This is a genomic window from Mixta hanseatica (genome assembly GCF_023517775.1).
Taxonomy (GTDB): domain Bacteria; phylum Pseudomonadota; class Gammaproteobacteria; order Enterobacterales; family Enterobacteriaceae; genus Mixta; species Mixta hanseatica.
The window spans coordinates 2,828,205-2,852,802 of record NZ_CP082904.1; the positions used below are offsets into that span (position 1 = coordinate 2,828,205).

Consider the following 24,598-nt stretch of genomic DNA (forward strand, 5'->3'; position numbering starts at 1 on the left):
AGCCTTGCGCCCGCCAAACCAAATGTTACATTATAACATTTGGCTTTTATTGATAGCTAACGATAATCAGCCCCCGCTGCTGCTGGTTATCCAGCCAGAGCAGTTCAGTTTGCACGCTTTGCTCCGCCAGCCAGGCGCGGGTAAAGCGCGCTAACGGCTGTGAGTGACGCAACCATTGGCCCTGACGGTAGCATTCACTCTCTATTGCGCTCTGCGCCACGGCGATATGGCAGCCAGGCGTATTAAGCCTGCCGTAAAACATCAGCGTTCCGGCGCTGCTGCGGGCAGAAAGCGATAATAAGGCTAATAATAAGGCCACGCCGATGCGGTATTTCATGGTTGTTCCATCCCGATAGTTATTTCCTGGTAAATATATAATTAACGGCACCGCGTCATTTTGTCGCAGCAGCAAAGGGCGAATCATTCATTAAAAGGAGATCTCTATGATCCAGGTCAACCTGATTACCGGGTTTCTTGGCAGCGGCAAAACCACCACGCTATTGCATTTACTGGCGCAGAAACCGGAAGGCGAAAACTGGGCCATCCTGGTGAATGAATTCGGCGAAATCGGCATTGACGGCGCGCTGCTGGCGGAAAGCGGCGCGGTGCTGAAAGAAATTCCCGGTGGCTGTATGTGTTGCGTTAACGGCCTGCCGATGCAGGTGGGGTTAAACATGCTGCTGCGTCAGCATCAGCTCGATCGGTTGCTGATCGAGCCCACCGGCCTTGGCCATCCTAAACAGATTCTCGATATGCTGAGCGCCGAGGTATATCAACCCTGGCTGAACATCCAGGCCTCGCTGACGCTGCTTGATCCGCGTCAGTTGAGCGATGAGCGCGTGCGTACCAATGAGAATTTCCGCGATCAGCTGGCCGCGGCGGATATTATCGTCGCCAATAAGCAAGATCGCTGGCAGCAGCAGGATCGTCAGGCGCTGGCGCAGTGGCAGAAGGACCAGCTGGGCGATCGGTTGCTGGTCTGTACCGAATATGGCCGCATCGATCCGACATTATTAGCGCAGCCGCGCCGTAACCTGCGCGCCCTGCCTCAGGGCGAAGCGCATCAGCACGCTCACCGAGACTCAGGCCTTGCCGCGTTACGGCTCGATCGCAATACGCGCTGGCGTCGGGCCTTTAATCAGGGCCAGGGGTACACTGCCTGCGGCTGGGCTTTTGACAGCGACACGCTGTTCGATACCATCGGCATTCTTGAATGGGCGCGTCTGGCCCCGGTGTCGCGGGTTAAAGGGGTGGTGCGCATTGCTGAAGGCGCGGTCAGTATTAATCGTCAGGGCGCCGATTTTCATATCGAAACGCGCCAGACGCCGCCGCCGGATAGCCGTATTGAAATTATTCACGACAGTGAAGCGGACTGGAATCAGCTCCAACGCGAGCTGTTGAAACTCCGTTTAAGCGATAAGCCCTAATCTATGCCGCTATTTTTGACCTTTGCTGCGAGTTCTAAATGAACGCAAAACGTTTAGCGATTATTTTGCTGCTGAATCTGCTTGGGGTGGCGTTATTTTTATCCTGGTTCTTACCTGAGCATCACGGTGCCTGGTTCAACATCGATAAAGCGATCTTTTTCTGGTTTAACCAGCATATGGCCACCAGCCATATCTTTGCCTTATTGCTGGCGATCACCAACTATCGCGGCTTTGACGCGGTATCGTTGCTGGCGATGGGCCTGCTTTACTGGTCATACTGGCGGCGTGAAACGCCGGAAGGCCGTCGCCGCATGCTGGCGATCGGCGTCTGCATGCTGTTAACGGCAGTGGTGCTTAACCAGCTCGGCCATCTGCTGCCGGTACAGCACGCCAGCCCAACGCTGTTTTTTGAGCAGGCTTATCGCGTCAGCGAGCTGACCGGCATTCCGGCGAAAGATGCCTCTAAAGATAGCTTCCCGGGCGATCACGGCATGATGCTGATTATTTTTGCCTGCTTTATGCTGCGTTACTTTGGCAAAAGGGCTTTTGTCATGGCGCTGGTGATTGTGGTGCTGTTCTCGTTGCCGCGTATTATGGCGGGCGCGCACTGGTTTACCGATGTCGCTGTCGGCTCGCTCTCAGTCATGCTGGTGGGTCTGAGCTGGTGGTTGATAACTCCCGCCAGCGATGTTGTGGTTAACTGGCTGTGGCGCACGCTGCCGGGCAGATATAAACCCGGCCAGCCGCACTAAGCCTTCGCTGGCGCTTCGCACAAGGAAAAGCCCCGTCAGACTGTTGCTGACGGGGCTTTTTTTATTTGATTATAATTAGCCTGCTAATCAGTAATACAACTGAAATAATTATCGCCTGCGCCCTGAATATTCGCTGCCCGCCCGGCCTGTCCAGTCTGCTTTTTCTGAAAAGCGAGGCCATCCGATAAATTGACCGTTTAAACGCCCTTTAATCCTGCCATTATTTGCTTAAATTTGTCGATAAAGTAACCAAATGGTTATGTATTGATTTCACATCAAAAAAACCTATAAAAAAGTGCGTAAAACCACTCGCCATGCGGCTTGCAATCGGTTAACCTCAGCCACAGCCCGGCAAAAGTCGTACGCAATGTGCGCTTCTGTAAATAAAAAGTGTGCGTATTTACACATTTTAAAGATTCAGAAATTGTCTTATGTGCTGGGAGTATTTAATCTCGTGCCGTTTTGCTCATTAATCAGCGACCTCCGGTCGTAAGGACTTCAAGGGATAATAAACATAATGGTCAAATCTCAACCGTTCCTGAGATATATCTTGCGGGCAATCCCTGCTGTCGCGCTGGCGACGTTACTCTCAGCATGCAGTGGTCATCACGGGCAAAATGCGCAAACTGAGACCCATGCAGTGAATAACCAAAATGGTTTTTTACTTCAAGCGTCTCAGGATGAATTTGAACAAATGGTGCAGAATGTCGATATTAAATCGCGCATTCTGGAGCAATATGCCGACTGGAAAGGCGTGCGTTATCGTTTAGGCGGTACCACTAAACGCGGCATTGACTGTTCCGCATTTGTGCAGCTTACTTTCCGTGAACAATTCGGTCTTGACCTGCCGCGCTCAACGTCAGAGCAAAAAGATACGGGCCGTCAGGTAGCGCGTACCAAGCTGCGTCCCGGCGACCTGGTGCTGTTTCGCGCAGGCTCTACCGGCCGTCACGTAGGCATCTATCTGGGCAATGACAATTTTGTCCATGCCTCGACCAGCAGCGGCGTGATGATCTCCAGCCTTAATGATTCATACTGGAAAAACCGCTATCGCGAAGCACGACGCGTATTAAGCCGGACACAAAGTTAATTCTTATCCCTGATGTTTGAGATTAATGAGCAATTAAAAACGCTGCCCCGGCAGCGTTTTTTTCATCCCTTACCCGCCACTTTTGAAAAAAGTGCCCGGCTAAAAAGCTTTACGTCAGAATAACAAGACATACAGTCCCACTCGTTATATTCTCCGTTTCTTATTATCAGATACTGACTGTACTAATTCTCACAATAAAAACCGGCTAAAGCGGGAGATTATGCCCAATGCCATTATCCAAAGTTATAAAGCGCCAAGCGGATCACCCGCGCCGGATAGCCTGGATCAGTACCGTTGCGGGACTCATTTTCTTTCTTGTTTTTAGCGCCGTTACACTGTTTATTATCCAACATAAACGGGCGCAGCAGCACGATCGGCTGGTAAACGCCAGCAAAGCCTATATGCAGGATCTGTTTAATAATCTCGAAAAAAGCCTGATGCCGCTGCTGAAGTATACGGACGGCAGTTGTCAGCGCGCCGGTAGCGTGCTGACCTCGCGCGCAGCCTTTATTAACGATATTCGCACCATCTTGCTGGTGCATGATGGCCAGGCCTGGTGCTCATCGGCGACCGGTACTTTTCTGCTACCGGTGAGTCATTTCTCTCCTTTGCTGAAACTGACACGTCCGCACGATATCGTGCTGGTCGGCGGGACGCCAATGCTTCCCCATAAGCCTGCGATACTGCTGTGGCTACAGCATCCTGAAGCCATTCATCAGGGCATCCTCGCCACGCTGGATGTTAATATAACGCCCTTGCTGTTGCTGGTGGCAGGACATGAGAGCGTTGACGGGCTGGCCATCGCCTCGGGCGATAAGGCGCTGCTGACCTGGAGTAACAAGCTGGTACCCCGTACGACATTGCCCGCTCGGGCGCTGCGCCAGTTTACCCTGCCGGGCTACGCGCTTACCTTCTACCTGTACGGCGAAGAACTTACGCTACGTGATATCGCTTTTGTGTTAATTGCTGGCCTGTTGCTGGCCGTGGTGGTCGCCTCGGCCAGTTGGCTCCTCTTTTCACTGCGCCTGCGTCCCGGTAAAGAGATCCTGCTGGGTATCAAACGTAACGAGTTCCATGTGGTTTATCAGCCGTTGCTTGAAGCGGCATCCGGTCGCGTCTACGGGCTGGAGGCGTTACTGCGCTGGACGCACCCGGTTACCGGCCCTATCCCGCCGGATGCCTTTATCAACTACGCCGAAAGCCAGAATATGATCGTGCCGCTGACGCGTCACCTGTTCAGGCTGGTTGCGCAGGATGCCCAGCTGCTCCGCTGTTATCTGCCGCCGGGAACGATAATGGGGCTGAATATCGCTCCAGGGCACCTTTCTGCCGGGAGCTTTCACCAGGATGTTAATGAGTGGATCGCCGCCATGCCGCCCGCGCATTTTGATTATGTGTTTGAGATAACTAAACGCACCATGGTGGCTGGAAAAAATGTCGCAGCGGTGTTTGACTGGCTGCACCAGCAAAATATCACTATCGCGATTGACGATTTCGGCACCGGCCACAGTGCGCTGATTTACCTGGAGAAATTCAACTTCGACTATTTAAAAATCGATCGCGGTTTTGTGCAGAGTATCGGCATGGAAACCGTGACGTCGCCAGTGCTGGATGCGGTGCTGACCCTGGCGCGTAAGCTAAACCTGAAAACCGTTGCCGAAGGCGTAGAGACGGAGGAACAGGCCGCCTGGCTGATTAAGCGCGGCGTCAGCCATATGCAGGGCTATCTGTTTAGCCGACCGCTACCGCCTGAGCAACTCATCAGTTATTTGCAACAACAGGCCGACGCGCACTGATGTTCAGCGCGCAGGTTGTTGATGGCGGCCCCCGCGCCGCTTATCTGTCCAGGAGATAACCGACTCAATGTTACTTCGTCTGCTTATACTGGCTCTTTTTATCGGCGCAGCGTCCGCTGCGCGGGCTGATATTATTCATGAAGGCTACGCTTTCGCCGAGCTGGGCGAGCCGAAATATGATCCTGGCTTTACCCATTATGATTACGCCAATCCGGCTGCGCCGAAAAGCGGCAAAATCACGCTGGCGGTTATCGGTAATTACGATAACTTTAACCGCTTCGCCTCGCGCGGCTATCCCGGCGAAGGCACCATTACGCTGTACGATCGGCTGTTCGCCAGCTCGGAAGATGAAGTTGGCAGCTACTATCCGCTGATTGCGGAATATGCCCGCTACCCCGCCGATTTTAAGTGGGCGGAAATTACCCTCAATCCTCGCGCCCGCTTCCATGACGGTTCGCCAATCACCGCGCAGGATGTGGCCTTTACCTTTAAAAAGTTTATGACCGAAGGGGTAACCTCGTTTCGCCTGATCTATAAGGGCGTTACGGTAAAGGCGATCTCGCGACTAACGGTGCGCATTGAGCTGCCGAAGGCGGACAAAAATGTGATGCTGGGGCTGTTTAGCCTGCCGGTGCTGTCGGAGAAATTCTGGCAGTCGCGTAAATTCAACGAGCCGCTGGGCTATCCGCCGCTTTCCAGCGGCCCTTACCGCATCAGCGCTTATAAAATCGGCCAGTACATTACTTATTCACGCGTGAAGGATTATTGGGCCGCCGATCTGCCGGTCAATAAAGGCCGTTTCAATTTCGATACCATCCGCTACGACTATTATCTGGATGACAACGTCGCCTTTGAGGCGTTTAAAGCGGGAGCCTATGATTTTCGTGCCGAAGGCTCGGCAAAAAACTGGGCAACCCAGTACCACGGAGACAACTTTGCACAACAACGGATAGTGAAAGAGGCGCGGCCCAATCAGGCCACTACCGATGCCGCCTGGCTGGCATTTAACAATGAGAAACCGCTGTTCAGCGACCGTCGCGTTCGCCAGGCATTAACGCTGGCCTTCGATTTTGAATGGATGAATAAAGCGTTATTTTACGGCGCTTATTTACGCAGCAGCAGCTATTTTCAGAATACCGAATATGCCGCACGCGGTTATCCGGATAGTGCCGAGCTGGCGATTCTTGCCCCTTACAAAGGAAAAATTCCGGATGAGGTGTTCAGCGAACGCTACCAGCCGCCGGTCAGCGACGGCAGCGGTTACGATCGCGCTAACCTGTTGAAGGCACTGGCGCTGCTGAAGCAGGCGGGCTGGCAGCTTAAAAACCAGCAGCTAATTAACGACGCTGGAAAACCGTTTCGCTTTGAACTGCTGCTGCCGAGCGGCGGCAATAGCGCCTGGGTACTGCCTTTCCAGCACAGTTTAAAACGTCTGGGCATTAGCATAGATATCCGCCAGGTCGACAGCTCGCAGTATTTGCGGCGGCTGCGACACGGCGATTATGATATGACGCCGGGGCAATACTACGCCACGCCATGGCCGAACAGTAACCTTAGCCAGTTCTGGCAGTCAGCTTTTATTGATTCCAGTTGGAACCGACCACGGGTAAAAAGCCCGGTACTGGATGCGTTAATTGATCGTATTCTGGCGCATCAGGGCGATAAGACGGCGCTGTTGCCGTTAGGGCGCGCGCTGGATCGAGTGCTGCTGTGGAACTATTACATGATCCCGATGTGGTATGGGGCCAGTGACCGCTACGCCTGGTGGAATAAATTTTCACATCCGGCCGTGACGCCCGCCTTTTCCGTCGGGCTGGAGAGCTGGTGGTATGATGTAAACAAGGCCGAAAAATTACCGGCCGAGCGACGTTAAGGAGTCAATGTGGGCGCTTATTTAATTCGTCGCTTATTGCTGATTATCCCCACGCTATGGGCGATCATTACGCTGAATTTTTTTATTGTGCAGATTGCTCCCGGCGGCCCGGTTGAGCAGGCGCTGGCCAACGCGCAGTTCGGCCAGACTACTGGCCTGCCCGGCAGCGGCAACGCGCAAAACGGTCGGGCGGCGCTTAATAGCACGCCTGGCGATAGCCAATATCGCGGTTCACGCGGTCTCGATCCGGAAGTGGTGGCGGAGATCACCAAACGCTACGGTTTCGATAAACCGCTCCACGAGCGTTATTTCACCATGCTATGGAACTATATCCGCTTTGATTTCGGCGACAGTCTGTTTCGCAGTGCCTCGGTGATCCAGATGATCAAAGAGAGCCTGCCGGTTTCTATTTCGCTTGGCCTGTGGAGTACGCTGATTATTTATCTGGTATCGATCCCGCTGGGTATTAAAAAGGCGGTACGCAACGGCAGCGCCTTTGATATCTGGAGCAGTACCCTGATTATCGTTGGCTATGCTATTCCCGCCTTTCTGTTTGGTATCATGCTGATTGTACTGTTTGCCGGCGGCAGTTATCTGGACTGGTTTCCGCTACGCGGCCTGACGTCGCCGCAGTTCGCTACGCTGCCGTGGTATGACAAAGTCATGGATTATTTTTGGCATATTACGCTGCCGGTGCTGGCCACGGTAATTGGCGGCTTCGCCACCTTAACCATGCTGACCAAAAATTCCTTTCTTGATGAGATCCGTAAGCAATATGTGGTTACCGCGCGTGCGAAGGGGCTGGATGAAAATAAAATTCTCTATCGTCACGTGTTTCGCAACGCCATGCTGTTGGTGATTGCCGGTTTCCCCGCCACCTTTATCAGTATGTTTTTTACCGGTTCGCTGCTGATTGAAGTGATGTTTTCGCTTAACGGTCTTGGTCTGCTGGGCTATGACGCTACCATTCAGCGCGACTACCCGGTGATGTTCGGTACGCTGTATATCTTTACGCTGATCGGTTTGTTGCTGAATATCTTAAGCGATTTGACCTATACGCTGGTCGATCCACGCATCGATTTCGAGGGGCGATAATGAGCCGTTTAAGTCCGGTCAACCAGGCGCGCTGGCAGCGCTTCCGTCAGAACCGTCGCGGCTACTGGTCGCTGTGGCTGTTTGCATTGATCTTTGTGCTCTGCCTGGGTGCAGAGCTGCTGGCGAATGACAAGCCGCTGCTGGTGCATTATCAGGATCGCTGGTACGCCCCGCTGCTGTTTAATTATAGCGAGAGCGATTTTGACGGGCCTTTCGCCACGGCCGCGGATTATCAGGATCCCTGGCTGAAACAGCGGCTGGCGCAGGATGGCTGGGCGCTGTGGGCGCCGATCCGCTTTGGTGACAACACCATTAATTTCGCTACGAGCGTGCCCTTTCCTTCTCCGCCTTCCGCGCAAAACTGGCTGGGTACCGATGCCAACGGCGGCGATGTGCTGGCGCGCATTCTGTACGGCACGCGGATTTCCCTGCTGTTTGGCCTGATGCTGACGCTGATTTCCAGCGTTATCGGCATCAGCGTCGGCGCGGTGCAAGGCTACTTCGGCGGCAAAGTGGATCTGTTTGGCCAGCGCATTATCGAAGTCTGGTCCGGTATGCCTACACTATTTTTAATTATTCTGCTTTCCAGCGTGATCCAGCCCGGCTTCTGGTGGCTGCTGGCGATTACCGTGGCGTTTGGCTGGATGAGCCTGGTCGGCGTGGTACGCGCCGAATTCCTGCGCACGCGCAATTTTGATTATGTGCGGGCGGCTACCGCGTTGGGCGTTAGCGACAGCCGGATTATACTGCGTCATATGCTTCCCAATGCGATGGTCGCAACCCTGACCTGGCTGCCGTTTATTTTGTGCGGCTCGATCACCACCTTAACCTCGCTCGATTTCCTTGGCTTTGGCCTGCCGCTGGGATCGCCTTCACTTGGCGAGCTGCTGTTGCAAGGTAAAAACAACCTACAGGCGCCCTGGCTTGGGCTGGCGGGCTTCTTTACTCTGGCTATTTTACTGTCGTTGCTGATTTTTATCGGCGAGGCGGTACGTGACGCGTTCGATCCCGCTAAGGTCTCCTGATATGTCTTCTCCCCTGCTTAGCATTAATCATCTCAGCATCGCGTTTCGCCAGGGCAATAGCGAGCAGCGCGTGGTGGATGATCTTTCCCTTACGGTTGAGGCTGGCGAAACGCTGGCGCTGGTAGGTGAGTCCGGCTCTGGTAAAAGCGTCACCGCGCTGTCGGTGATGCGCCTGCTGCCGTCGCCGCCGGTGGTCTGGCCGCAGGGCGAGATCCTGTTTGAAGGTAAGGATCTACTGCGCGCCGATGAGCGCACGCTCCAGCGGCTGCGCGGCAACCGCATGGCAATGATTTTTCAGGAGCCGATGGTATCGCTTAATCCGCTGCATACGCTGGAGAAACAGCTGTATGAGGTGCTGTCGCTACATCGGGGCATGCGGCGCGAGGCGGCGCGCGCTGAAATGCTGAGCTGTCTCGATCGCGTCGGCATCCGCAACGCGCGTGCGCGGCTGGTCGACTATCCGCATCAGCTTTCCGGCGGCGAACGCCAGCGTGTGATGATTGCGATGGCGCTGCTGACCCAGCCGGATCTGCTGATTGCCGACGAGCCGACGACCGCGCTGGACGTCACGGTGCAGGCGCAAATTCTGACGCTGCTGAAAGAGCTGAAGCGCGAGCTGAATATGGGCCTGCTGTTTATCACTCATAATTTGAACATTGTCCGCCAGTTGGCCGACAGCGTCAGCGTGATGCAAAAGGGTAAAGGGGTGGAACATGGCCGCTGCGATCGGTTGTTTGCTGCGCCGCAGCATCCCTATACACGCCAGCTGATCGATGCGGAGCCGACCGGCCGCCCCGCCCCGGTTGATCTCAGCCAGCCCGTACTGCTGCAGGTCAATCAACTGCAGGTGGCTTTCGCGGTTAAACGCGGGCTGCTGCGACGCAGCACGCATCAGTATCAGGCGCTAAAAAATCTCAGTTTTAGTCTGCGTCCGGGTGAAAGCCTGGGGCTGGTGGGGGAATCCGGTTCCGGTAAAAGCACGACCGGACTGGCGCTGCTGCGGCTGATCGCCTCGCAGGGCGAGATCCACTTTGCCGGCCAGCCGCTGCAGAAGCTGAGCCGTCGGCAAATGTTGCCCTGGCGGCCACGGTTGCAGGTGGTTTTTCAGGATCCTAACTCTTCGCTGAACCCGCGGCTGAACGTGGTGCAGATTATTGAAGAAGGCTTACAGGTGCATCGTCCGGCGCTGACGGCGCAGCAGCGCGAAGCTCAGGTGATTCAGGTTATGCAGGAAGTCGGGCTTGATCCCGCTACCCGCCATCGCTATCCGGCAGAGTTTTCTGGTGGGCAGCGCCAGCGCATCGCTATCGCCCGCGCGTTGATTCTGCAGCCTGAGCTGGTGATTCTGGATGAACCGACCTCGTCGCTGGATCGTTCAGTACAAAAGCAGATTCTGCAGCTGTTGAAAAAACTGCAGCAGGAACATCGCCTGGCCTACATTTTTATCAGTCACGATTTACAGGTGGTGCGTTCGCTCTGTCATCAGGTAGTGGTGCTGCGTCAGGGCGAGGTGGTAGAGCAAGGAGATTGCGCAGCGGTATTCGCCGCACCGCAGCAGGAATATACGCGACAGCTGCTGACGCTGGCGCAAACGGCGGACTAACAGATGGCGCGGGCATTGATGCCGCCGCGCCGCCCGCCCGGTAAACGTTTAATCAGCCGTGCGCCAACGATTAACAAAACAACGGATCGGCGACAAGCGGCTAAAACCGCCTATGCAAAGCAGCTGAACGTCACTGGAATCAAAGCGGCTGGGCAGTGAAGGTTTCGGCAATCGCTACGCCCTGGTTTTTCAGGCGCACCGTGGCGGCGCTCTCATCGCTGCGCTGCACAAATAAACAGGGTTCGCCCTGCCATTCAACAATGGCGCATTCCACCTGAATTTCCGCCAGCATAGCGCGCATCTTCTGCATCACGTCCCAGGCAGGAGCGCCATCATGGCTAAGCAGACGCAGGCCAATCAGGTCGTCCTCGGCCGCCAGCGTATTGAGTTCTATCGCCCCGCCAGCCATGCCGGCTGCCCAACGGTAGCTTTGCGGCAAGCGGTGTACAATCGACAATTGTAAAGTGTTCAAATGCAATCCCCAGGGCACCTGATGCTCACGATTCGCTGCGTCTCCGGCAAAGTATGGCGCCGGCTCGCATAGCGCGCTGAGCGTTTTATTGTTACGGCATTTTGAGAGTTAGCTCTCATTTTGCTGCTATATGTACCGCGTTCACGAAACAGGCACAACCACTTTTGCTTCATTCCTGTAACTTTTACACACGTATACTTTTACATATAATCAACAATCCGTCATTTTTCCAGGCCCTGAAAGGATTTAGCGGGTGCGCCCTGGCTTATGCGCCCGACTGGCGTAACCATACAGCAGCAGTGAACAGGTGGCGCAGAGTGCGATGGACCACACCATCGGCCAGGCGCTGGTAAAATTGGCCATTGATAGCAGCGCGCCTACCAGCGCGCCCACGCCAAAGCGCAGCGTGCCCGCCAGCGAGGAGGCGGTGCCGGCAATATGGGGAAACTCATCCAGAATCACCGCCATCGCGTTAGAAGAGACCATCGCTACGCAGCCGATAAACAGAGCCACGCCAAACACCAGCGGCAGAAAGCCGAGATTAAACGCGCTGACGATCAACAGCCAGATCCCCATGGCGAACTGGATCAGCAGGCCGAAACGAAACATCGCCAGCGGGCCAAAGCGGCGCACCGAACGGCTGTTAATCAGCGTCATAATAAACAGGAACACCACGTTTAACGCGAAGTAATAGCCGAAGTTCTGCGGCGATACGTGATTAATTTCGATATAGACAAACGGCCCGGCGTTCAAAAACGAAAACAGTCCGGCAAAAGAGAAGCCGCTGGCCATCATATAGCTGAAGGCGCGCTTATGACGAAACAGCGACAGGAAATTGCGCAGCGTGGTGCGTAAATGGAAACGCTGGCGCTGCTCTTTCGGCAACGTTTCGCGAATTTGCGTCGCCACCATCAGCGTAACCGCCAGCGCCGCCAGCGACAGGCTCCAGAAAATCGCGTGCCAGCTCCATAATATCAGCAGCCAGCCGCCGATAATCGGTGCCAGCAGCGGCGCGATGGTGGTTACCAGCATCACAAACGACATCATGCGGGAAAATTCCTCTTTCGAGAAAGAATCACGCATCAACGCATTGATCACCACGCTGGCCGCCGCCGCTGAGAGACCATGCAGAAAACGCATGTTGATCAGCTGCTCAACGCTCTGCGAAAGGGCGCAGGCCGCCGCCGCCAGCGCGAAAATCAGCGTGCCGATGGTGATCACCGGTTTACGGCCAAAACTGTCCGCCAGCGGGCCATACACCAGTTGCCCCAGCGCAAAGCCTAAAATATAGAGGTTAAGCGTCATCTGAACGCTGCCGGCGCTAACGCCAAACTCTTTGGCAATCTGCGGCATCGCCGGCAAATACATATCAATCGATAAAGGCATTAACATTGCCAGCAGGCCGAGGATAATAACCAGCCCGATGGATGAATTTTTTTCCTTACGCAACTTCAGCTCCTTCCTTCAGCCTGTGCCACAGAGAGTCATATTTAACGCGGCGCGCCGATGCTGGCGATCTCTTCTTCCGTCAGCGGACGGTATTCGCCCGGCTCCAGATCGTCATCCAGCGTAATCTCGCCAATGCGCTCGCGGTGCAGCGCCACCACATGGTTGCCGATCGCGGCGAACATGCGTTTAACCTGATGATAGCGCCCTTCACTAATGGTCAGACGCGCTTCCGTCTCGCTAAGCACTTCCAGCGTAGCCGGCTTGGTTAGCGTTTTCTCGCCGTGCAGCTGCACGCCCTCGGCAAACAGCTGCGCGGTCTCTTCCCGCAGCGGATGCTCCAGCGTGACCCGATAGGTTTTTTCACAATGGTGGCGCGGCGAGGTAATACGATGCGACCACTGCCCGTCGTCGGTAAGCAGCACCAGCCCGGTAGTATCAATATCAAGACGCCCTGCCGCATGCAGTTTCCAGGCGGTCGGCTCCTCAATAAAATAGAGAATGGTAGGATGATCGGGATCGTCGGTAGAGCAGACATAGCCCTGCGGCTTGTTCAGCATAAAATAGCGCGGCCCGACCTGAAGCTGGAGCAGATTGCCTTCATATTCTACCTGGTGTTCCGGCTGCACCTTAAACGCCCCGTCGCGTACAATTTCGCCGTCTACCGTTACGCGTTTGGCCCGCAGTTCCCGCGCGGCGATGGCCCGGCTAACTTCCAGTTGTTGAGAAAGAAATTTATCAAGTCGCATTGCGTTTGTGATGCCTGTTGTCTGACCTGGAGAGATACGCCCGTGGCGCATGAAGAGCGCTAAGTATACCTGGAGTTGTCAGCAGCGGACAGAGTGAAATGCCGTTTCATCCGCTTTCATGGCATAATGTCGGCCGGTTTCCAAAATCTATGCTGCTCATGTCGTTTACTCTGCGTCCTTATCAACAGGAAGCGGTTGAAGCTACGCTTAACCACTTCCGCCGTTCCCAACAGCCTGCGGTTATCGTGCTGCCTACGGGCGCCGGTAAAAGTCTGGTGATTGCTGAACTGGCGCGGCTGGCGCGCGGACGCGTGCTGGTGCTGGCGCATGTGAAAGAGCTGGTGGCGCAAAACCACAGCAAATATCTGGCGCTGGGACTGCAGGCGGATATTTTCGCCGCCGGACTGGCGCGCAAAGAGAGTAAAAGCAAAGTGGTATTTGGCAGCGTACAGTCGGTGGCGCGTAACCTGCCGCTGTTCGACAGCGCCTTTTCACTGCTGATTGTTGATGAATGCCATCGCATCGGCGACGATGAAAACAGCCAATACCAGCAGATTCTGACGCACCTGCGCCTGCACAATCCGCAGCTGCGGCTGCTGGGTTTGACGGCAACACCCTATCGCCTCGGCAAAGGCTGGATCTACCGCTTTCACTATCACGGCATGGTGCGCGGCGATGAACGTGCCCTGTTCCATGACTGCATCTACGAGCTGCCGCTGCGCTATATGATTAAGCATGGCTTTTTGGTGCCGCCGGAGCGGCTGGATATGCCGGTGGTGCAGTACGATTTCAGCCGCCTGAGCGCGCAGGCAAACGGTCTGTTTTCCGCCGACGATCTCAACCGCGAGCTAAAACAGCAGCAGCGCATCACGCCGCATATTATCAGTCAAATCGTGGAGTTTGCCGCCGATCGCAAAGGCGTGATGATCTTCGCCGCCACCGTTGAGCATGCCAAAGAGGTGCTGTCGCTGCTGCCGGAAGGAAAAGCGCTGGTTAGCGCCGATACGCCGGGACCGGAGCGCGACGCGTTGATTAACGCCTTCAAACAGCAGCAGATCAAATATCTGGTCAACGTCGCGGTGTTAACCACCGGCTTCGATGCGCCGCATGTCGATCTGATCGCTATTCTGCGCCCTACGGAATCGGTCAGTCTCTATCAGCAAATTGTCGGGCGCGGGCTGCGCCTGTGCGAAGGAAAAAGCGATTGCCTGATTCTGGATTATGCCGGTAATCCGCACGATCTGTTTACCCCGGAAGTGGGCGCGCCCAAAGGTCAGAGCGATAACCAGCCGGTGCAGGTGTTCTGCCCCGCCTGCGGCTTCGCCAATACCTTTTGGGGTAAAACCACCGCCGACGGCACGCTGATCGAGCACTTTGGCCGTCGCTGCCAGGGCGTGCTGGAAGATGACGAAGGCCATCGTGAACAGTGCGACTACCGTTTTCGTTTTAAAAGCTGCCCGCACTGTAACGCTGAAAATGATATTGCCGCGCGTCGCTGCCATCAGTGCGATGCGGTGCTGGTCGATCCCGACGATATGCTGAAGGCGGCGCTGAAGCTGAAGGATGCGCTGGTGCTGCGCTGCGGCGGCATGACGCTGGAGGCTGGCCGTGACGATAAAGGCGAATGGCTGAAAGCCACCTATTACGATGAGGATGGCACCAGCGTCAGCGAGCGTTTTCGCCTGCAAACGCCTGCGCAGCGCACCGCCTTTGAGCAGCTGTTTATGCGGCCGCATCAGCGGGCACCCGGCGTACCGCTTGGCTGGCAAACCGCCCGTGATGTGGTGGCGTTGCAGCCGCTATTGCGTCATCCCGATTTCGTCGTGGCACGGGCGCGCGGGCAGTTTTGGCAGGTGCGTGAAAAGGTGTTCGACTATCAGGGTCGCTATCGCCGCGCCAATGAGCTGCGCTGAGAGGCCGCGCCGGGAACGAAGGCCCTCTGCACTTCCGTTTGCTCCGGCCGCTAAACACCGCTATAATGCCGCGCGCTTTTGTCTGACAAGAGCTGAACAATCCAACCTGCTGCTGGGTCGCCTGTAGCAGGATCATTTATTGAAGAGAGTTACCATGTTAACTATCAATGCAACTGAACGTAAAGAGCAGGGTAAGGGTGCGAGCCGCCGCCTGCGTGCTGCTAACAAATTCCCGGCTATCATCTATGGTGGTAAGGAAGCAGCTGTTTCCATCGAACTGGATCACGATTCTGTACTGAACCTGCAGGCTAAGCCTGGCTTCTACGACGAAGTTCTGGTTCTGAACGTCGATGGTAAAGAAACCAAGGTTAAAGTTCAGGCTGTACAGCGTCACCCGTTCAAGCCGAAACTGCACCACATCGATTTCGTTCGCGCTTAATCGCAAACGGATCTAAAAGAACGCCGCATCCGCGGCGTTTTTTTATGCCTGCGCGCCGGCCAAAACCCGCGCGCTGGCGCTTACTGCCCGCCGGTACGACGCTGCAGCTGATCGCGCAGATTCGGCGGCGTTCCCTTGATAGTAAGGGTATCGGTCGCCGGATCCCAGAAGATGCGCTCGCCCAGCAGCATCGCATCAAAATTGATGGTTAACCCGCCGCCGCTGCCAGCAAACTTCGTTAGCTGACGCAGCGTACTGCGATCCGCCGGGAAGCTCTCTTCCAGCTCGTAGCCCTGCTCCTGCGTAAACTCCTGAAAGTTCTTTTCACCCAGCGGCGGCAGTTCGCGCGCCAGCTCTTCAATGGCGATCTCCTCGCCTGCCTGCAGCTGTTCGTTGCAATAGCTGTAAACCTGCTGGCGATAGTTTTGCCGCTCGGCCTTATCCAGGCTGGATTCGGCACAGTAGTCATCCACCGCCTGCAGCAGTCCGCGGTTTTGCGCTTTGGTATCCAGCCCAACGCTGGCCCCAAGGAAATCCATAAAGAAATCGGCTACCTTACGCCCGACGCGTCCGCGTAAGAAAGTCAGATATCGGGTGGATTCCGGGTTGGTTTCCCATTCGGTCAAATCGACGCGCGCCACGATATCGGCGTGGTTGATATCCAGATAGTGCACGCTGCTGATATCGAGTTGCTCATTGACGCGCATGCTGCTCTGGCTGTTTAGCACGGCGATGAGCAGATACTCCACCGCCAAATAACGGTAGTGGCAAAACAGCACAATGCCGCCGTCGGCAAAGGGATATTTTGCCAGCTCATCACGCAGGCGCCCGGTTGCGGCGCGGCTGAAAGCCAGAAAATCCTGCTGGCCGTCACGGCATGCGCGCAGCGTTTGCGCCAGCTCGCTCTCAGGGTTGAACAGGCCAAACGCTTTGCTTTTCGCGCTATAGATCCGGTGCAGCTCTTCCACCAGTTCCGACACGGCCTGGGTGGCGGGCAACAGGCTATCACGCAGCACCAGCTCCAGCGTTTGCTCATCACGTTTGATCAACTGATGCAGGGCAATCTGGTCGATATCCAGACTCATGTTAGACTCTCCTTTAAGCTTCAGGCGCGTATTCAAACACCCCGCGCCCTTGCGATCAACCGGCGGCTTCATTAACAGGAAGCGTTGCCGAAGTTTAACGCGCTGTAGACGATAAAAGTGCAGAAAAAAAGGCGTGCTTACGGTAAGATACCGCCTTTTCAATACGTATTAGTTAAGGTTATGCCACAATCATCCCGTTATAGTGACGAACGCGTGGAGCAGATCCTCGCGCAGCTGGTGCAGGTGCTGGAATCAAACCAGGCGCCAACCGATCTTTCCCTGATGGTTCTGGGGAACATGGTCACCAATTTAATCAATACCAGCGTGGCGCCTGCACAGCGTCGTGCGCTGGCCCGTTCCTTCGCTGATGCGCTGCAAGCCTCAGTGCGCGAAGATAAAGCCCACTAATGTGATGATCTGACCGCAAATATGGTTACCAATCGGCAGCGCTACCGTGAAAAAGTCTCCCAGATGATTAGCTGGGGGCACTGGTTCGCGTTGTTTAATATCATTTTTGCTACCCTGCTGGGCAGCCGTTATCTGCTGGTTGCTGACTGGCCCGGTTCACTGGCGGGGCGCGTTTACGCCTTTACCAGCTGGATCGGCCATTTCAGCTTCATTGTTTTTGCGGCTTACCTGTTGCTGATCTTCCCGCTCACATTTGTGGTGATGTCGCAGCGTCTGCTGCGCTTCTTATCCGCCATTGTCGCTACCGCCGGGCTGACGCTGCTGTTGGTTGACAGTACCGTGTTTAACCGTTTCCACCTCCATCTGAATCCGGTGGTGTGGGAACTGGTGGTCAATCCCGATCAAAGCGAAATGGCGCGTGACTGGCAGCTGATGTTTATCAGCGTGCCGGCTATTTTCCTGGTGCAAATGCTGTTCGCCACCTGGAGCTGGCAGAAACTGCGCAGTCTCAACCGCCGCAGCTTCGGCAAGCCGCTGGCCGTGCTGTTTATCAGCGCGTTCTTCGCCAGCCATTTGCTCTATATCTGGGCGGACGCCAATTTTTATCGACCCATCACCATGCAGCGTTCTAATTTGCCGCTCTCTTATCCGATGACCGCCCGCCGGTTTCTGGAGAAGCATGGCTTGCTGGATGCTCAGGAGTATCAGCGCCGTCTGGTGCAGCAGGGCAACCCGGAAGCGGTCTCCGTTGCCTATCCACTGAGTGATATCCGCTTCAGCGACAGCGGATCCGGGCAAAACCTGCTGATGATCACTGTCGATGGCCTTAATCAGGCCACGCTGCCGAAAGCGCTGCCCAATTTGACGCGCTTCGGTGAAGAAAATGTGCGGTTTAGCCAGCACTTTACCGCTGGCAGCTCGCCGGATAGCGGTCTGTTTGGTCTGTTTTACGGGATTTCCCCGAGCTATATGGATGGGGTGCTGGCCTCGCGTATCCCTTCCGCCTTTATTAATGCGCTGAGTCAGCAAGGTTATCAGTTCGGCCTGTTCGCCTCTGACGGCTTCAGCTCGCCGCTTTATCGTCAGGCGCTGCTGGCTGATTTCTCTCTGCCGCTGGCCAGCAATCAAAGCAACGGCCAGACCACCGGACAATGGCAGCGTTGGCTTGGCTCGCTGCCGAGCGGTCGCGCGCCGTGGTTTTCATGGATCTCCTATCGCGGGCTGAGCGATCTGCCGGATCGCGGGAAAGAGAGCGCGCAACGCTATAACCGTAACGCGCAAGAAATTGATGGCGAAATAGGTCAGGTGTTGTCCACGCTGCAGGAGAAAGGATTGCTGGATAATACCGTTGTGGTAATCACTGCTCAGCAGGCCATTACGCTACATGGTCAGCAGAACGATAATGGCCGCCCTGCCCTGCAGGTGCCGCTGCTGATCCACTGGCCGAATACGCCGGCGCAAACCATCAGTAAGCTGACCGATCATCAGGATGTGATGGCAACGCTTATGCAGCGTCTGCTGCACGTTAGCACGCCGCCCGCCGAGTACTCGCAGGGGGAAGATCTGTTTGCCGCCCGACGTCGTCATGACTGGATTACCAGCGCGGATAACGATCGCCTGATTATCACCACGCCGCAAATTACGCTGGTGCTGGACGCGAACGGCAGCTATCAGGCTTATAACCGCGAAGGCCAACGGCTGAAGGATCATAAGCCGCAGCTGGCGTTACTGTTGCAGGTGCTGACGGATGAAAAACGTTTCATCGCTAACTGATTATTAATAAAGCAGTTAGCAAGCCGGCATCTTGCATTTAGCCAGATTCCGGGTAGTATAACGTCCACATATCGGCACGTAGCGCAGCCTGGTAGCGCACTGTCATGGGGTGTCAGGGGTCGGAGGTTCAAATCCTCTCGTGCCGACCAAATTCTCCCAACGTTTTGTCTGGTGAAGTCCAGAGAGAACCATAAAAAACAGTTTAAACAGTAGGTTGTTGAAACCTGCTGTTTTTCTGTTGTCTAGTGAAATCCTGATTGATACAGTGGAATCCACCTGATTTAGGCATACTCATGGGCATACGTTTCTAAGACTGCCTTTTGATATGCCTAAGCCTTCCGAGGAACAGAATGGAGACTGCTTATGGCAAGACAGACCAAGCCCTTAAACAATACCGAAGTGAAGAACGCCAAAGCTGCTGAACGAGCATTGGTTCTTTATGACGGGGATGGTCTGGAACCGCAGGTAACTCCCGGAGGCTCAAAACTCTGGCGGTTTCGTTATTACAAACCCTTCACTCGTAAACGGGCCATGATCAGCTTTGGTTCATACCCTTCCGTTTCGCTTTCCGAAGCCCGCCAAAATCGTGAATCAGCCCGCGCTCTTCTCAGCAAAGACGTTGACCCTCAAGAGCACAAAAAGGCAGAGCAACTTCGTCAGAAGAGTGTGAGTGAAAGTACGTTTGAAAAAGTTGCAGCTGAGTGGTTTAAGACCAAAGAGGCAGCAGGATTAACAACTCACACTCTTAACGATATCTGGCGTTCAATGAGTAAATATGTGTTCCCACATATTGGCTCTATGCCTATTTCTAACATTACAGCCCAACAGTTCATCGGATCCCTTAGCCCAACTCATGCTACAGGCAGACTCGAAACTGTTAAAAGGTTGAGTCAGCGTATTAATGAGGTTATGGATTACGCTTTGAACTCTGGCTTAGTCACTTCAAACCCAGCGGCAAAAATCGGTAAGACGTTCCATAAGCCAAAAGTAAAACATCGCCCCGCCCTCTTACCTGAACAGCTACCTCTGCTTATGAAGAAGCTCGCATTTGCGAGCATTGGCAGACAGACGCGCTGCCTTATCGAATGGCAGCTCCTTACAATGACTCGACCGGCAGAAGCGGCGATGACACGCTGGGATGAGATCAATTTCGAGACAAAGGAATGGCACATTCCTGCTGGTCGCATGAAAATGAAACGTATGCATATTGTACCGCTGTCTGAGCAGGCACTTGCTGTGCTGGAAGTTATGAAACCAATCAGCCAGCACAGATCACACGTTTTTCCCGGTTACCGCAATCCCCTGGAACCAATGAACAGTCAGACGGCAAACATGGCGCTAAAACGTATGGGCTTCAAAGGTATCCTTGTTGCGCATGGTATGAGATCCATAGCTTCAACGGTTCTCAACGAGAAGGGATTTCAACCTGACGTCATTGAAGCAGCACTGGCTCACATTGATACCAATGAGGTCAGGAGAGCTTACAACCGTTCTCAGTATCTTGATCAACGAAGAGAAATGATGGCTTGGTGGGGCGGACATGTTGAACTGTCAGCAAGCGGTAATTATAGCATTCACTCTGGCTTAGATTGGCATTGAAGGTTTTTTTATTGGTCTTTTATGTAGATAAAAAAAGCCCCAAAAGGCTTTTTTTATTATGTACTACTTAGAAATGTAACTATGGTTTGGAATTTTTACTAGGCTTTACCTTTGGATTATTTCCCGGAGTTTTCTTGTTATCACGCTGACGCTGGTCAGGTTGACCTGTTGAGTCAGCAATACGTTTCGGACCAGGCTTGAGTGCCATAGAAATTCTCCTGTGAACTTTTAAGAGGGAACCCTTCTGTCCAAAATATGAGCAATAGTTGGCTATATCAAGAGATCTTTTGACAAACTGATGGGGATTTGATCAAGGTCTAATTTTTAAGAGTTCATAGCAAGATGAATATAGATACAACTAATGCTAAATCTCGTTCTGACCGAGATACTATCTGAGTATCGTATTACTTGGCTGGAGGGTTACACTCGAATCCAGCTGGGTTTAGACACATAATCTGAGTAGTGAACAAACATAACTGGAGTCTTATCTAACTCGCTTCAAGCACTATTACCAGTATTTGAAAGTCACCCCTCAAAGTTCTATAATAAAAACAGATGCTTGTGCAGATTTACTTTAGTTATATCTGGAAACCAGTTCCTGGTAGCCACTTAAAGCATTCAATAGATTACCTAATAATGTATCTGTATCTACGTTAGGAATAAAATTTTCTAAGCCCAACCAAACCTTTTTCACAACGTTATGCTGTGTGGGTATAAATTACCTGCATCTTGGCCACCTATTTTCTGACCTTTAAAGCACCAAAGCATCAATCTTACTTATATCAAACTACTTTCACCTTAGCTGTGGCTTTAACGCTATTATTTAAGTTCATGATTTTTAATGAGTAAAAAAACAACAATCAATATTGATTAGAAAATTCTTAATTTTCATATCAAAACACTCTAATATGTATAGAAAAATTTTAGTTACCTAGCTATAAAGTGATAATGCACTGATATGCAAGGTAAAATCCTCAATTCAAAGGTTATGCGTAATGGACGAAATAGAAGGCTCACTTTACAAAAACTCCAATCTGTCACTCAGCCAGAAACTTGAAAAGTCGCGAGCTGAGTTACTCGATCTGACAGCTAGAAATCGTTTACTTAACATACCAAAATCAAAAACTACAAAATTTTTAGAAGTAGTTAATGAAAGGTCTGACATTCTGTTCAAGATGCTTTTTGAAGAAGGCAAGCCGTTCACTTTTCTTCATGGTCGAGAAGATAAAAAGACAGATGAAAGCAATGAGAACAGTGAGACAGACTCAGAGTCTGAAGATATTATTTTCTTAGATGACTCCGAAACCAACCACAATGATACAAAACTCCAGACCAAGCTCACGCCAAAAACATTACAAAAAAAGTTATTAGATTTATATTATGACTCAAAGACCCTTGAAGAAGAGCAAGGCGTAAACATCCTGTTTCTATCGTTAGGATCGCTTAAATGGATAGATCCTGTAGTGGTTTACTGAATTTGGCCACCTGAACAGAGGTGATATGCTCACCTCTGAACATTACAGGTGCCTCAATGAAAAAAAGAAATTTCAGCGCAGAGTTTAAACGCGAATCCGCTCAACTGGTCCTTGATCAGAACTACACCGTTGCAGCTGCGGCCAGTGCTATGGATGTGGGTCTTTCTACCATGACGCGATGGGTAAAGCAGTTGCGGGATGAACGACAGGGCAAAATACCTAAAGCCTCCCCTGTAACCCCAGAACAGATTGAAATTCGTGAGCTGAAGAAAAAGCTACAACGCATTGAAATGGAAAACGACATATTAAAAAAGGCTACCGCGCTCCTGATGTCAGACTCCCTGAACAGTTCTCGTTAATCGGGAAACTCAGAGCGCAGTATCCTGTGGTCACACTTTGCCACGTGTTCGGGGTTCATCGCAGCAGCTACAAATACTGGGAAAAAAGCCCCGAAAAGCCAGACGGCAGGCGAGCTGTGTTACGCAGTCAGGTTCTGGAGCTGCATAACATCAGCCATGGTTCTGCTGGCGCAAGAAGTATCGCGATTATGGCAACCCTGAGAGGCTTCAAAATGGGACGCTGGCTTGCCGGAAGGCTCATGAAAGAACTGGGTCTGGTGAGTTGTCAGCAGCCTACCCACCGATATAAACGTGGTGGTCCTGAACACATCGTTATCCCGAATCGCCTTGAGCGACAGTTCGCAGTGACAGAACCGAATCAGGTGTGGTGCGGCGATGTGACGTATATCTGGACAGGCAAGCGTTGGGCTTACCTTGCTGTTGTTCTCGATCTGTTCGCAAGGAAACCGGTAGGTTGGGCAATGTCATTCTCACCGGACAGCAAGCTGACCATCAAAGCGCTGGAAATGGCGTGGGAAGCTCGCGGTAAACCAGCCGGAGTGATGTTCCACAGTGACCAGGGTAGCCACTATACAAGCAGGCAGTTCCGGCAGCTACTGTGGCGTTGCCGGATCAGGCAAAGTATGAGCCGACGTGGAAACTGTTGGGACAACAGCCCGATGGAACGCTTCTTCCGGAGTCTGAAAAACGAGTGGGTGCCAGTGACAGGTTATATAAACTTTAGCGAAGCTGCTCATGCGATCACAGACTATATCGTCGGGTATTACAGCTCGCTAAGGCCGCATGATTATAACGGTGGGTTGCCCCCAAACGAATCGGAAAAGCGATACTGGAAAAACTCTAAATCGGTGGCCAGTTTTAGTTGACCACTATATACGCATAAATTCATACCTTTGAATGAACTATTCAAATCCTCTCGTGCCGACCAAAATTCCCTAAGAAAACCAGCCGATTACGGCTGGTTTTTTTGTTTTCTGAAAATGAAGCAGGGCAAAATCTGGGTAAAACTCGGGTAAAACCCTGACGTTGACAGGTCTTTTTTTGTCGGGTAATACTGGCCGTACTGAATCTACAAGCGGTTAAATTTTACGCGGCATGATTTTATAAAGTTGGGTGGAGAGGCGTAATAAAATACCCTGCAGGGAAATAGGCCCAGAGCTGCTTGTAGGCTCAGTTGACACCTGGCACCAGCTACTTACTGGGGCCGCAACTAAACTATAAGGAGGCCAGGATGGCTATCTCTACTATCACCCCAGAAACGCTCACCCCCATCACGCATAATTCCATTCCTGTTATCACGACTGAACTGCTGGCGCAGCTGTATGGCACCCAGCGTCAGCGCATCACTAACAATTTCAACCGCAACCGTCGCTCAGTTCTAATCGGGATTTGCCGCTGATAATCACCCCCCGCAACATACCATTTCCCCTGCGTAACATTACCCAGCGTGTACGCTGATTCGTTACTGGACGGAAACATAATGCGCAGTTGCAACGCACCACCGGTCGAAGAGGAAACCGCAAAACCTGTACCGTTTCCTGCTGTCACGTCGCGATTATCAATGATCCAGTTAAATTTTGAGACATCATCTACACGGAACCCGAATAAAAACGACATTTCCGCCAGACCTGGCTTGTAGCACGACGTCTGGCTACCGCCGCTGGCGCTGGGGCGGCGGGGGATCGGCGTGGAGCTGGATAAGAAAAGGTTTGAGCAAACCACGGAGGAAATAAAATTATTAAAACAATGTCTTTTCTCCGATGATTTTTTGTGATGCCTGTCAATATTTTTGGTAAAAAATAAAAGTTATTTCCCCACTTTAGTTAATTATTAAATTCTGCATGAAATAACATTCTGTTTGAGATGGGTATTTGTATTTTTATATGTCCAGTTGTTGTTATTGACAAGAGCCATGCCTTACTTTAATTATTTTATTGAATCTAAGGATTCAAATTCAAAATTAAATAGAGAAGGAATTCATCATGGAATTGTTTAATGAACAACAATTAACTCTAGTTACTAGTGCCAGTCGAAATGGTGGCTGGGAGGGGTACTGGGGGCACTGGCGGGCGGCTGCTTTAAATCCGAGGGCGGTAACGGTGGTGGTGGTGGTTCTGGCAGTAACTCCAGTTGTAGCGGCGATGGTTGTTCATGGTAATTGGTAATGAAGAATAAAATAATTAACGTCCTCGCAGTTATACTGGGTATTGCATTAGCTA

22 protein-coding genes, 1 tRNA gene and 1 pseudogene are annotated in these 24,598 nt (G+C 52.8%); 18 read left to right on the forward strand and 6 right to left on the reverse strand.

Annotated features, from left to right (window positions below; translation table 11 throughout):
* Nucleotides 1-46 precede the first annotated feature (46 nt).
* Nucleotides 47-337 (reverse strand): YmdA family protein, encoded by a 291-nt coding sequence (locus K6958_RS13550; RefSeq protein WP_249891596.1) that lies wholly within the window; start codon nt 335-337, stop codon nt 47-49.
* 106 nt (nt 338-443) lie between these two features.
* Between K6958_RS13550 and K6958_RS13555 the strand changes: the two genes are divergently transcribed.
* The 8 genes from K6958_RS13555 to yejF all read left to right on the forward strand — a co-directional run bounded on the left by K6958_RS13555 (nt 444) and on the right by yejF (nt 10,661).
* Nucleotides 444-1,427, forward strand: a complete 984-nt coding sequence (locus tag K6958_RS13555) for a CobW family GTP-binding protein (protein WP_249891598.1) — start codon at nt 444-446, stop codon at nt 1,425-1,427.
* A gap of 38 nt (nt 1,428-1,465) precedes the next feature.
* Nucleotides 1,466-2,179, forward strand: a complete 714-nt coding sequence (locus K6958_RS13560; RefSeq protein ID WP_249891599.1) for a phosphatase PAP2 family protein — start codon at nt 1,466-1,468, stop codon at nt 2,177-2,179.
* Nucleotides 2,180-2,696: 517 nt separating this feature from the next.
* Complete coding sequence (mepS, locus tag K6958_RS13565) at nt 2,697-3,269, forward strand: bifunctional murein DD-endopeptidase/murein LD-carboxypeptidase (protein WP_249891600.1); 573 nt, start codon at nt 2,697-2,699, stop codon at nt 3,267-3,269.
* A gap of 227 nt (nt 3,270-3,496) precedes the next feature.
* Nucleotides 3,497-5,065, forward strand: a complete 1,569-nt coding sequence (locus K6958_RS13570) for a cyclic di-GMP phosphodiesterase (protein ID WP_249891602.1) — start codon at nt 3,497-3,499, stop codon at nt 5,063-5,065.
* A gap of 67 nt (nt 5,066-5,132) precedes the next feature.
* Entirely contained in the window at nt 5,133-6,938 is a 1,806-nt protein-coding gene (locus K6958_RS13575; RefSeq protein WP_249891604.1) for an extracellular solute-binding protein, read from the forward strand.
* Nucleotides 6,939-6,947: 9 nt separating this feature from the next.
* Complete coding sequence (locus tag K6958_RS13580) at nt 6,948-8,033, forward strand: microcin C ABC transporter permease YejB (RefSeq protein ID WP_249891605.1); 1,086 nt, start codon at nt 6,948-6,950, stop codon at nt 8,031-8,033.
* Nucleotides 8,033-9,058, forward strand: coding sequence for an ABC transporter permease (locus K6958_RS13585; protein WP_249891607.1), 1,026 nt, complete (start codon nt 8,033-8,035; stop codon nt 9,056-9,058). The genes K6958_RS13580 and K6958_RS13585 overlap by 1 nt, the downstream gene beginning before the upstream one ends.
* Before the next feature lies 1 nt (nt 9,059).
* Nucleotides 9,060-10,661, forward strand: coding sequence for a microcin C ABC transporter ATP-binding protein YejF (gene yejF, locus K6958_RS13590; RefSeq protein ID WP_249891608.1), 1,602 nt, complete (start codon nt 9,060-9,062; stop codon nt 10,659-10,661).
* Between the two features lie 139 nt (nt 10,662-10,800).
* On the opposite strand, the gene K6958_RS13595 is transcribed toward yejF, so the two are convergent.
* The 3 genes from K6958_RS13595 to rsuA all read right to left on the reverse strand — a co-directional run bounded on the left by K6958_RS13595 (nt 10,801) and on the right by rsuA (nt 13,328).
* Complete coding sequence (locus K6958_RS13595) at nt 10,801-11,133, reverse strand: YejG family protein (protein WP_249891610.1); 333 nt, start codon at nt 11,131-11,133, stop codon at nt 10,801-10,803.
* A gap of 246 nt (nt 11,134-11,379) precedes the next feature.
* The gene (locus K6958_RS13600; RefSeq protein ID WP_249891611.1) at nt 11,380-12,582 is read right to left on the reverse strand and encodes a Bcr/CflA family multidrug efflux MFS transporter; all 1,203 of its coding nucleotides are present in this window, start codon (nt 12,580-12,582) and stop codon (nt 11,380-11,382) included.
* A 41-nt stretch (nt 12,583-12,623) separates the two neighbouring features.
* The gene (gene rsuA, locus K6958_RS13605) at nt 12,624-13,328 is read right to left on the reverse strand and encodes a 16S rRNA pseudouridine(516) synthase RsuA (protein WP_249891612.1); all 705 of its coding nucleotides are present in this window, start codon (nt 13,326-13,328) and stop codon (nt 12,624-12,626) included.
* Nucleotides 13,329-13,486: 158 nt separating this feature from the next.
* Here rsuA and radD point away from each other — a divergent pair, with 158 nt between their 5' ends.
* On the forward strand, nt 13,487-15,241 hold the full coding sequence (gene radD / locus K6958_RS13610; protein WP_249894692.1) for a DNA repair helicase RadD: 1,755 nt from the start codon (nt 13,487-13,489) through the stop codon (nt 15,239-15,241).
* 154 nt (nt 15,242-15,395) lie between these two features.
* The gene (gene rplY, locus K6958_RS13615) at nt 15,396-15,680 is read left to right on the forward strand and encodes a 50S ribosomal protein L25 (protein WP_249891614.1); all 285 of its coding nucleotides are present in this window, start codon (nt 15,396-15,398) and stop codon (nt 15,678-15,680) included.
* An 80-nt stretch (nt 15,681-15,760) separates the two neighbouring features.
* On the opposite strand, the gene yejK is transcribed toward rplY, so the two are convergent.
* Nucleotides 15,761-16,765, reverse strand: a complete 1,005-nt coding sequence (gene yejK, locus K6958_RS13620) for a nucleoid-associated protein YejK (RefSeq protein ID WP_249891616.1) — start codon at nt 16,763-16,765, stop codon at nt 15,761-15,763.
* A 180-nt stretch (nt 16,766-16,945) separates the two neighbouring features.
* Here yejK and K6958_RS13625 point away from each other — a divergent pair, with 180 nt between their 5' ends.
* The 4 genes from K6958_RS13625 (at nt 16,946) to K6958_RS13640 (ending at nt 20,545) form a co-directional block, all read left to right on the forward strand.
* Entirely contained in the window at nt 16,946-17,173 is a 228-nt protein-coding gene (locus K6958_RS13625) for a YejL family protein (protein WP_085071075.1), read from the forward strand.
* A gap of 21 nt (nt 17,174-17,194) precedes the next feature.
* Nucleotides 17,195-18,946 carry an LPS biosynthesis-modulating metalloenzyme YejM gene (yejM, locus tag K6958_RS13630; protein WP_249891617.1) on the forward strand — a complete coding sequence of 584 codons (1,752 nt, stop codon included), beginning with the start codon at nt 17,195-17,197 and terminating at the stop codon, nt 18,944-18,946.
* A gap of 72 nt (nt 18,947-19,018) precedes the next feature.
* Nucleotides 19,019-19,095: transfer RNA gene (locus K6958_RS13635), tRNA-Pro, on the forward strand.
* Between the two features lie 214 nt (nt 19,096-19,309).
* Nucleotides 19,310-20,545: an integrase domain-containing protein gene (locus K6958_RS13640; RefSeq protein WP_249891619.1), complete on the forward strand. Its 1,236-nt coding sequence runs from the start codon at nt 19,310-19,312 to the stop codon at nt 20,543-20,545.
* Nucleotides 20,546-20,624: 79 nt separating this feature from the next.
* Here K6958_RS13640 and K6958_RS21145 read toward each other — a convergent pair whose 3' ends face one another.
* The gene (locus K6958_RS21145) at nt 20,625-20,753 is read right to left on the reverse strand and encodes a hypothetical protein (RefSeq protein WP_004170286.1); all 129 of its coding nucleotides are present in this window, start codon (nt 20,751-20,753) and stop codon (nt 20,625-20,627) included.
* A gap of 787 nt (nt 20,754-21,540) precedes the next feature.
* On the opposite strand from K6958_RS21145, the gene K6958_RS13645 reads away from it, so the two are divergent.
* The 4 genes and pseudogenes from K6958_RS13645 to K6958_RS13660 all read left to right on the forward strand — a co-directional run bounded on the left by K6958_RS13645 (nt 21,541) and on the right by K6958_RS13660 (nt 24,544).
* Nucleotides 21,541-22,020: a DUF4011 domain-containing protein gene (locus tag K6958_RS13645; RefSeq protein WP_249891621.1), complete on the forward strand. Its 480-nt coding sequence runs from the start codon at nt 21,541-21,543 to the stop codon at nt 22,018-22,020.
* Between the two features lie 56 nt (nt 22,021-22,076).
* Nucleotides 22,077-23,245, forward strand: a protein-coding gene (locus K6958_RS13650; protein WP_249891622.1) for an IS3 family transposase whose coding sequence is annotated in 2 segments (ribosomal slippage) — nt 22,077-22,326 and nt 22,326-23,245 — 1,170 coding nt in all. Because the reading frame shifts where the segments join, the coding sequence is not laid out codon by codon here.
* Between the two features lie 365 nt (nt 23,246-23,610).
* A pseudogene (locus K6958_RS13655) lies at nt 23,611-23,766 on the forward strand (ORF6N domain-containing protein); the annotation flags it as partial.
* A 595-nt stretch (nt 23,767-24,361) separates the two neighbouring features.
* Nucleotides 24,362-24,544 carry a hypothetical protein gene (locus K6958_RS13660; protein ID WP_249891623.1) on the forward strand — a complete coding sequence of 61 codons (183 nt, stop codon included), beginning with the start codon at nt 24,362-24,364 and terminating at the stop codon, nt 24,542-24,544.
* Nucleotides 24,545-24,598: the final 54 nt, after the last annotated feature.

Coding starts and splice junctions, on each gene's coding strand:
- K6958_RS13550 (WP_249891596.1), bottom strand. CDS start 337: ATGAAATACCGCATCGGCGTGGCCTTATTATTAGCCTTATTATCGCTT.
- K6958_RS13555 (WP_249891598.1), top strand. CDS start 444: ATGATCCAGGTCAACCTGATTACCGGGTTTCTTGGCAGCGGCAAAACC.
- K6958_RS13560 (WP_249891599.1), top strand. CDS start 1,466: ATGAACGCAAAACGTTTAGCGATTATTTTGCTGCTGAATCTGCTTGGG.
- mepS (WP_249891600.1), top strand. CDS start 2,697: ATGGTCAAATCTCAACCGTTCCTGAGATATATCTTGCGGGCAATCCCT.
- K6958_RS13570 (WP_249891602.1), top strand. CDS start 3,497: ATGCCATTATCCAAAGTTATAAAGCGCCAAGCGGATCACCCGCGCCGG.
- K6958_RS13575 (WP_249891604.1), top strand. CDS start 5,133: ATGTTACTTCGTCTGCTTATACTGGCTCTTTTTATCGGCGCAGCGTCC.
- K6958_RS13585 (WP_249891607.1), top strand. CDS start 8,033: ATGAGCCGTTTAAGTCCGGTCAACCAGGCGCGCTGGCAGCGCTTCCGT.
- yejF (WP_249891608.1), top strand. CDS start 9,060: ATGTCTTCTCCCCTGCTTAGCATTAATCATCTCAGCATCGCGTTTCGC.
- rsuA (WP_249891612.1), bottom strand. CDS start 13,328: ATGCGACTTGATAAATTTCTTTCTCAACAACTGGAAGTTAGCCGGGCC.
- radD (WP_249894692.1), top strand. CDS start 13,487: ATGTCGTTTACTCTGCGTCCTTATCAACAGGAAGCGGTTGAAGCTACG.
- rplY (WP_249891614.1), top strand. CDS start 15,396: ATGTTAACTATCAATGCAACTGAACGTAAAGAGCAGGGTAAGGGTGCG.
- yejK (WP_249891616.1), bottom strand. CDS start 16,765: ATGAGTCTGGATATCGACCAGATTGCCCTGCATCAGTTGATCAAACGT.
- K6958_RS13625 (WP_085071075.1), top strand. CDS start 16,946: ATGCCACAATCATCCCGTTATAGTGACGAACGCGTGGAGCAGATCCTC.
- yejM (WP_249891617.1), top strand. CDS start 17,195: ATGGTTACCAATCGGCAGCGCTACCGTGAAAAAGTCTCCCAGATGATT.
- K6958_RS13640 (WP_249891619.1), top strand. CDS start 19,310: ATGGCAAGACAGACCAAGCCCTTAAACAATACCGAAGTGAAGAACGCC.
- K6958_RS21145 (WP_004170286.1), bottom strand. CDS start 20,753: ATGGCACTCAAGCCTGGTCCGAAACGTATTGCTGACTCAACAGGTCAA.
- K6958_RS13645 (WP_249891621.1), top strand. CDS start 21,541: ATGGACGAAATAGAAGGCTCACTTTACAAAAACTCCAATCTGTCACTC.
- K6958_RS13660 (WP_249891623.1), top strand. CDS start 24,362: ATGGAATTGTTTAATGAACAACAATTAACTCTAGTTACTAGTGCCAGT.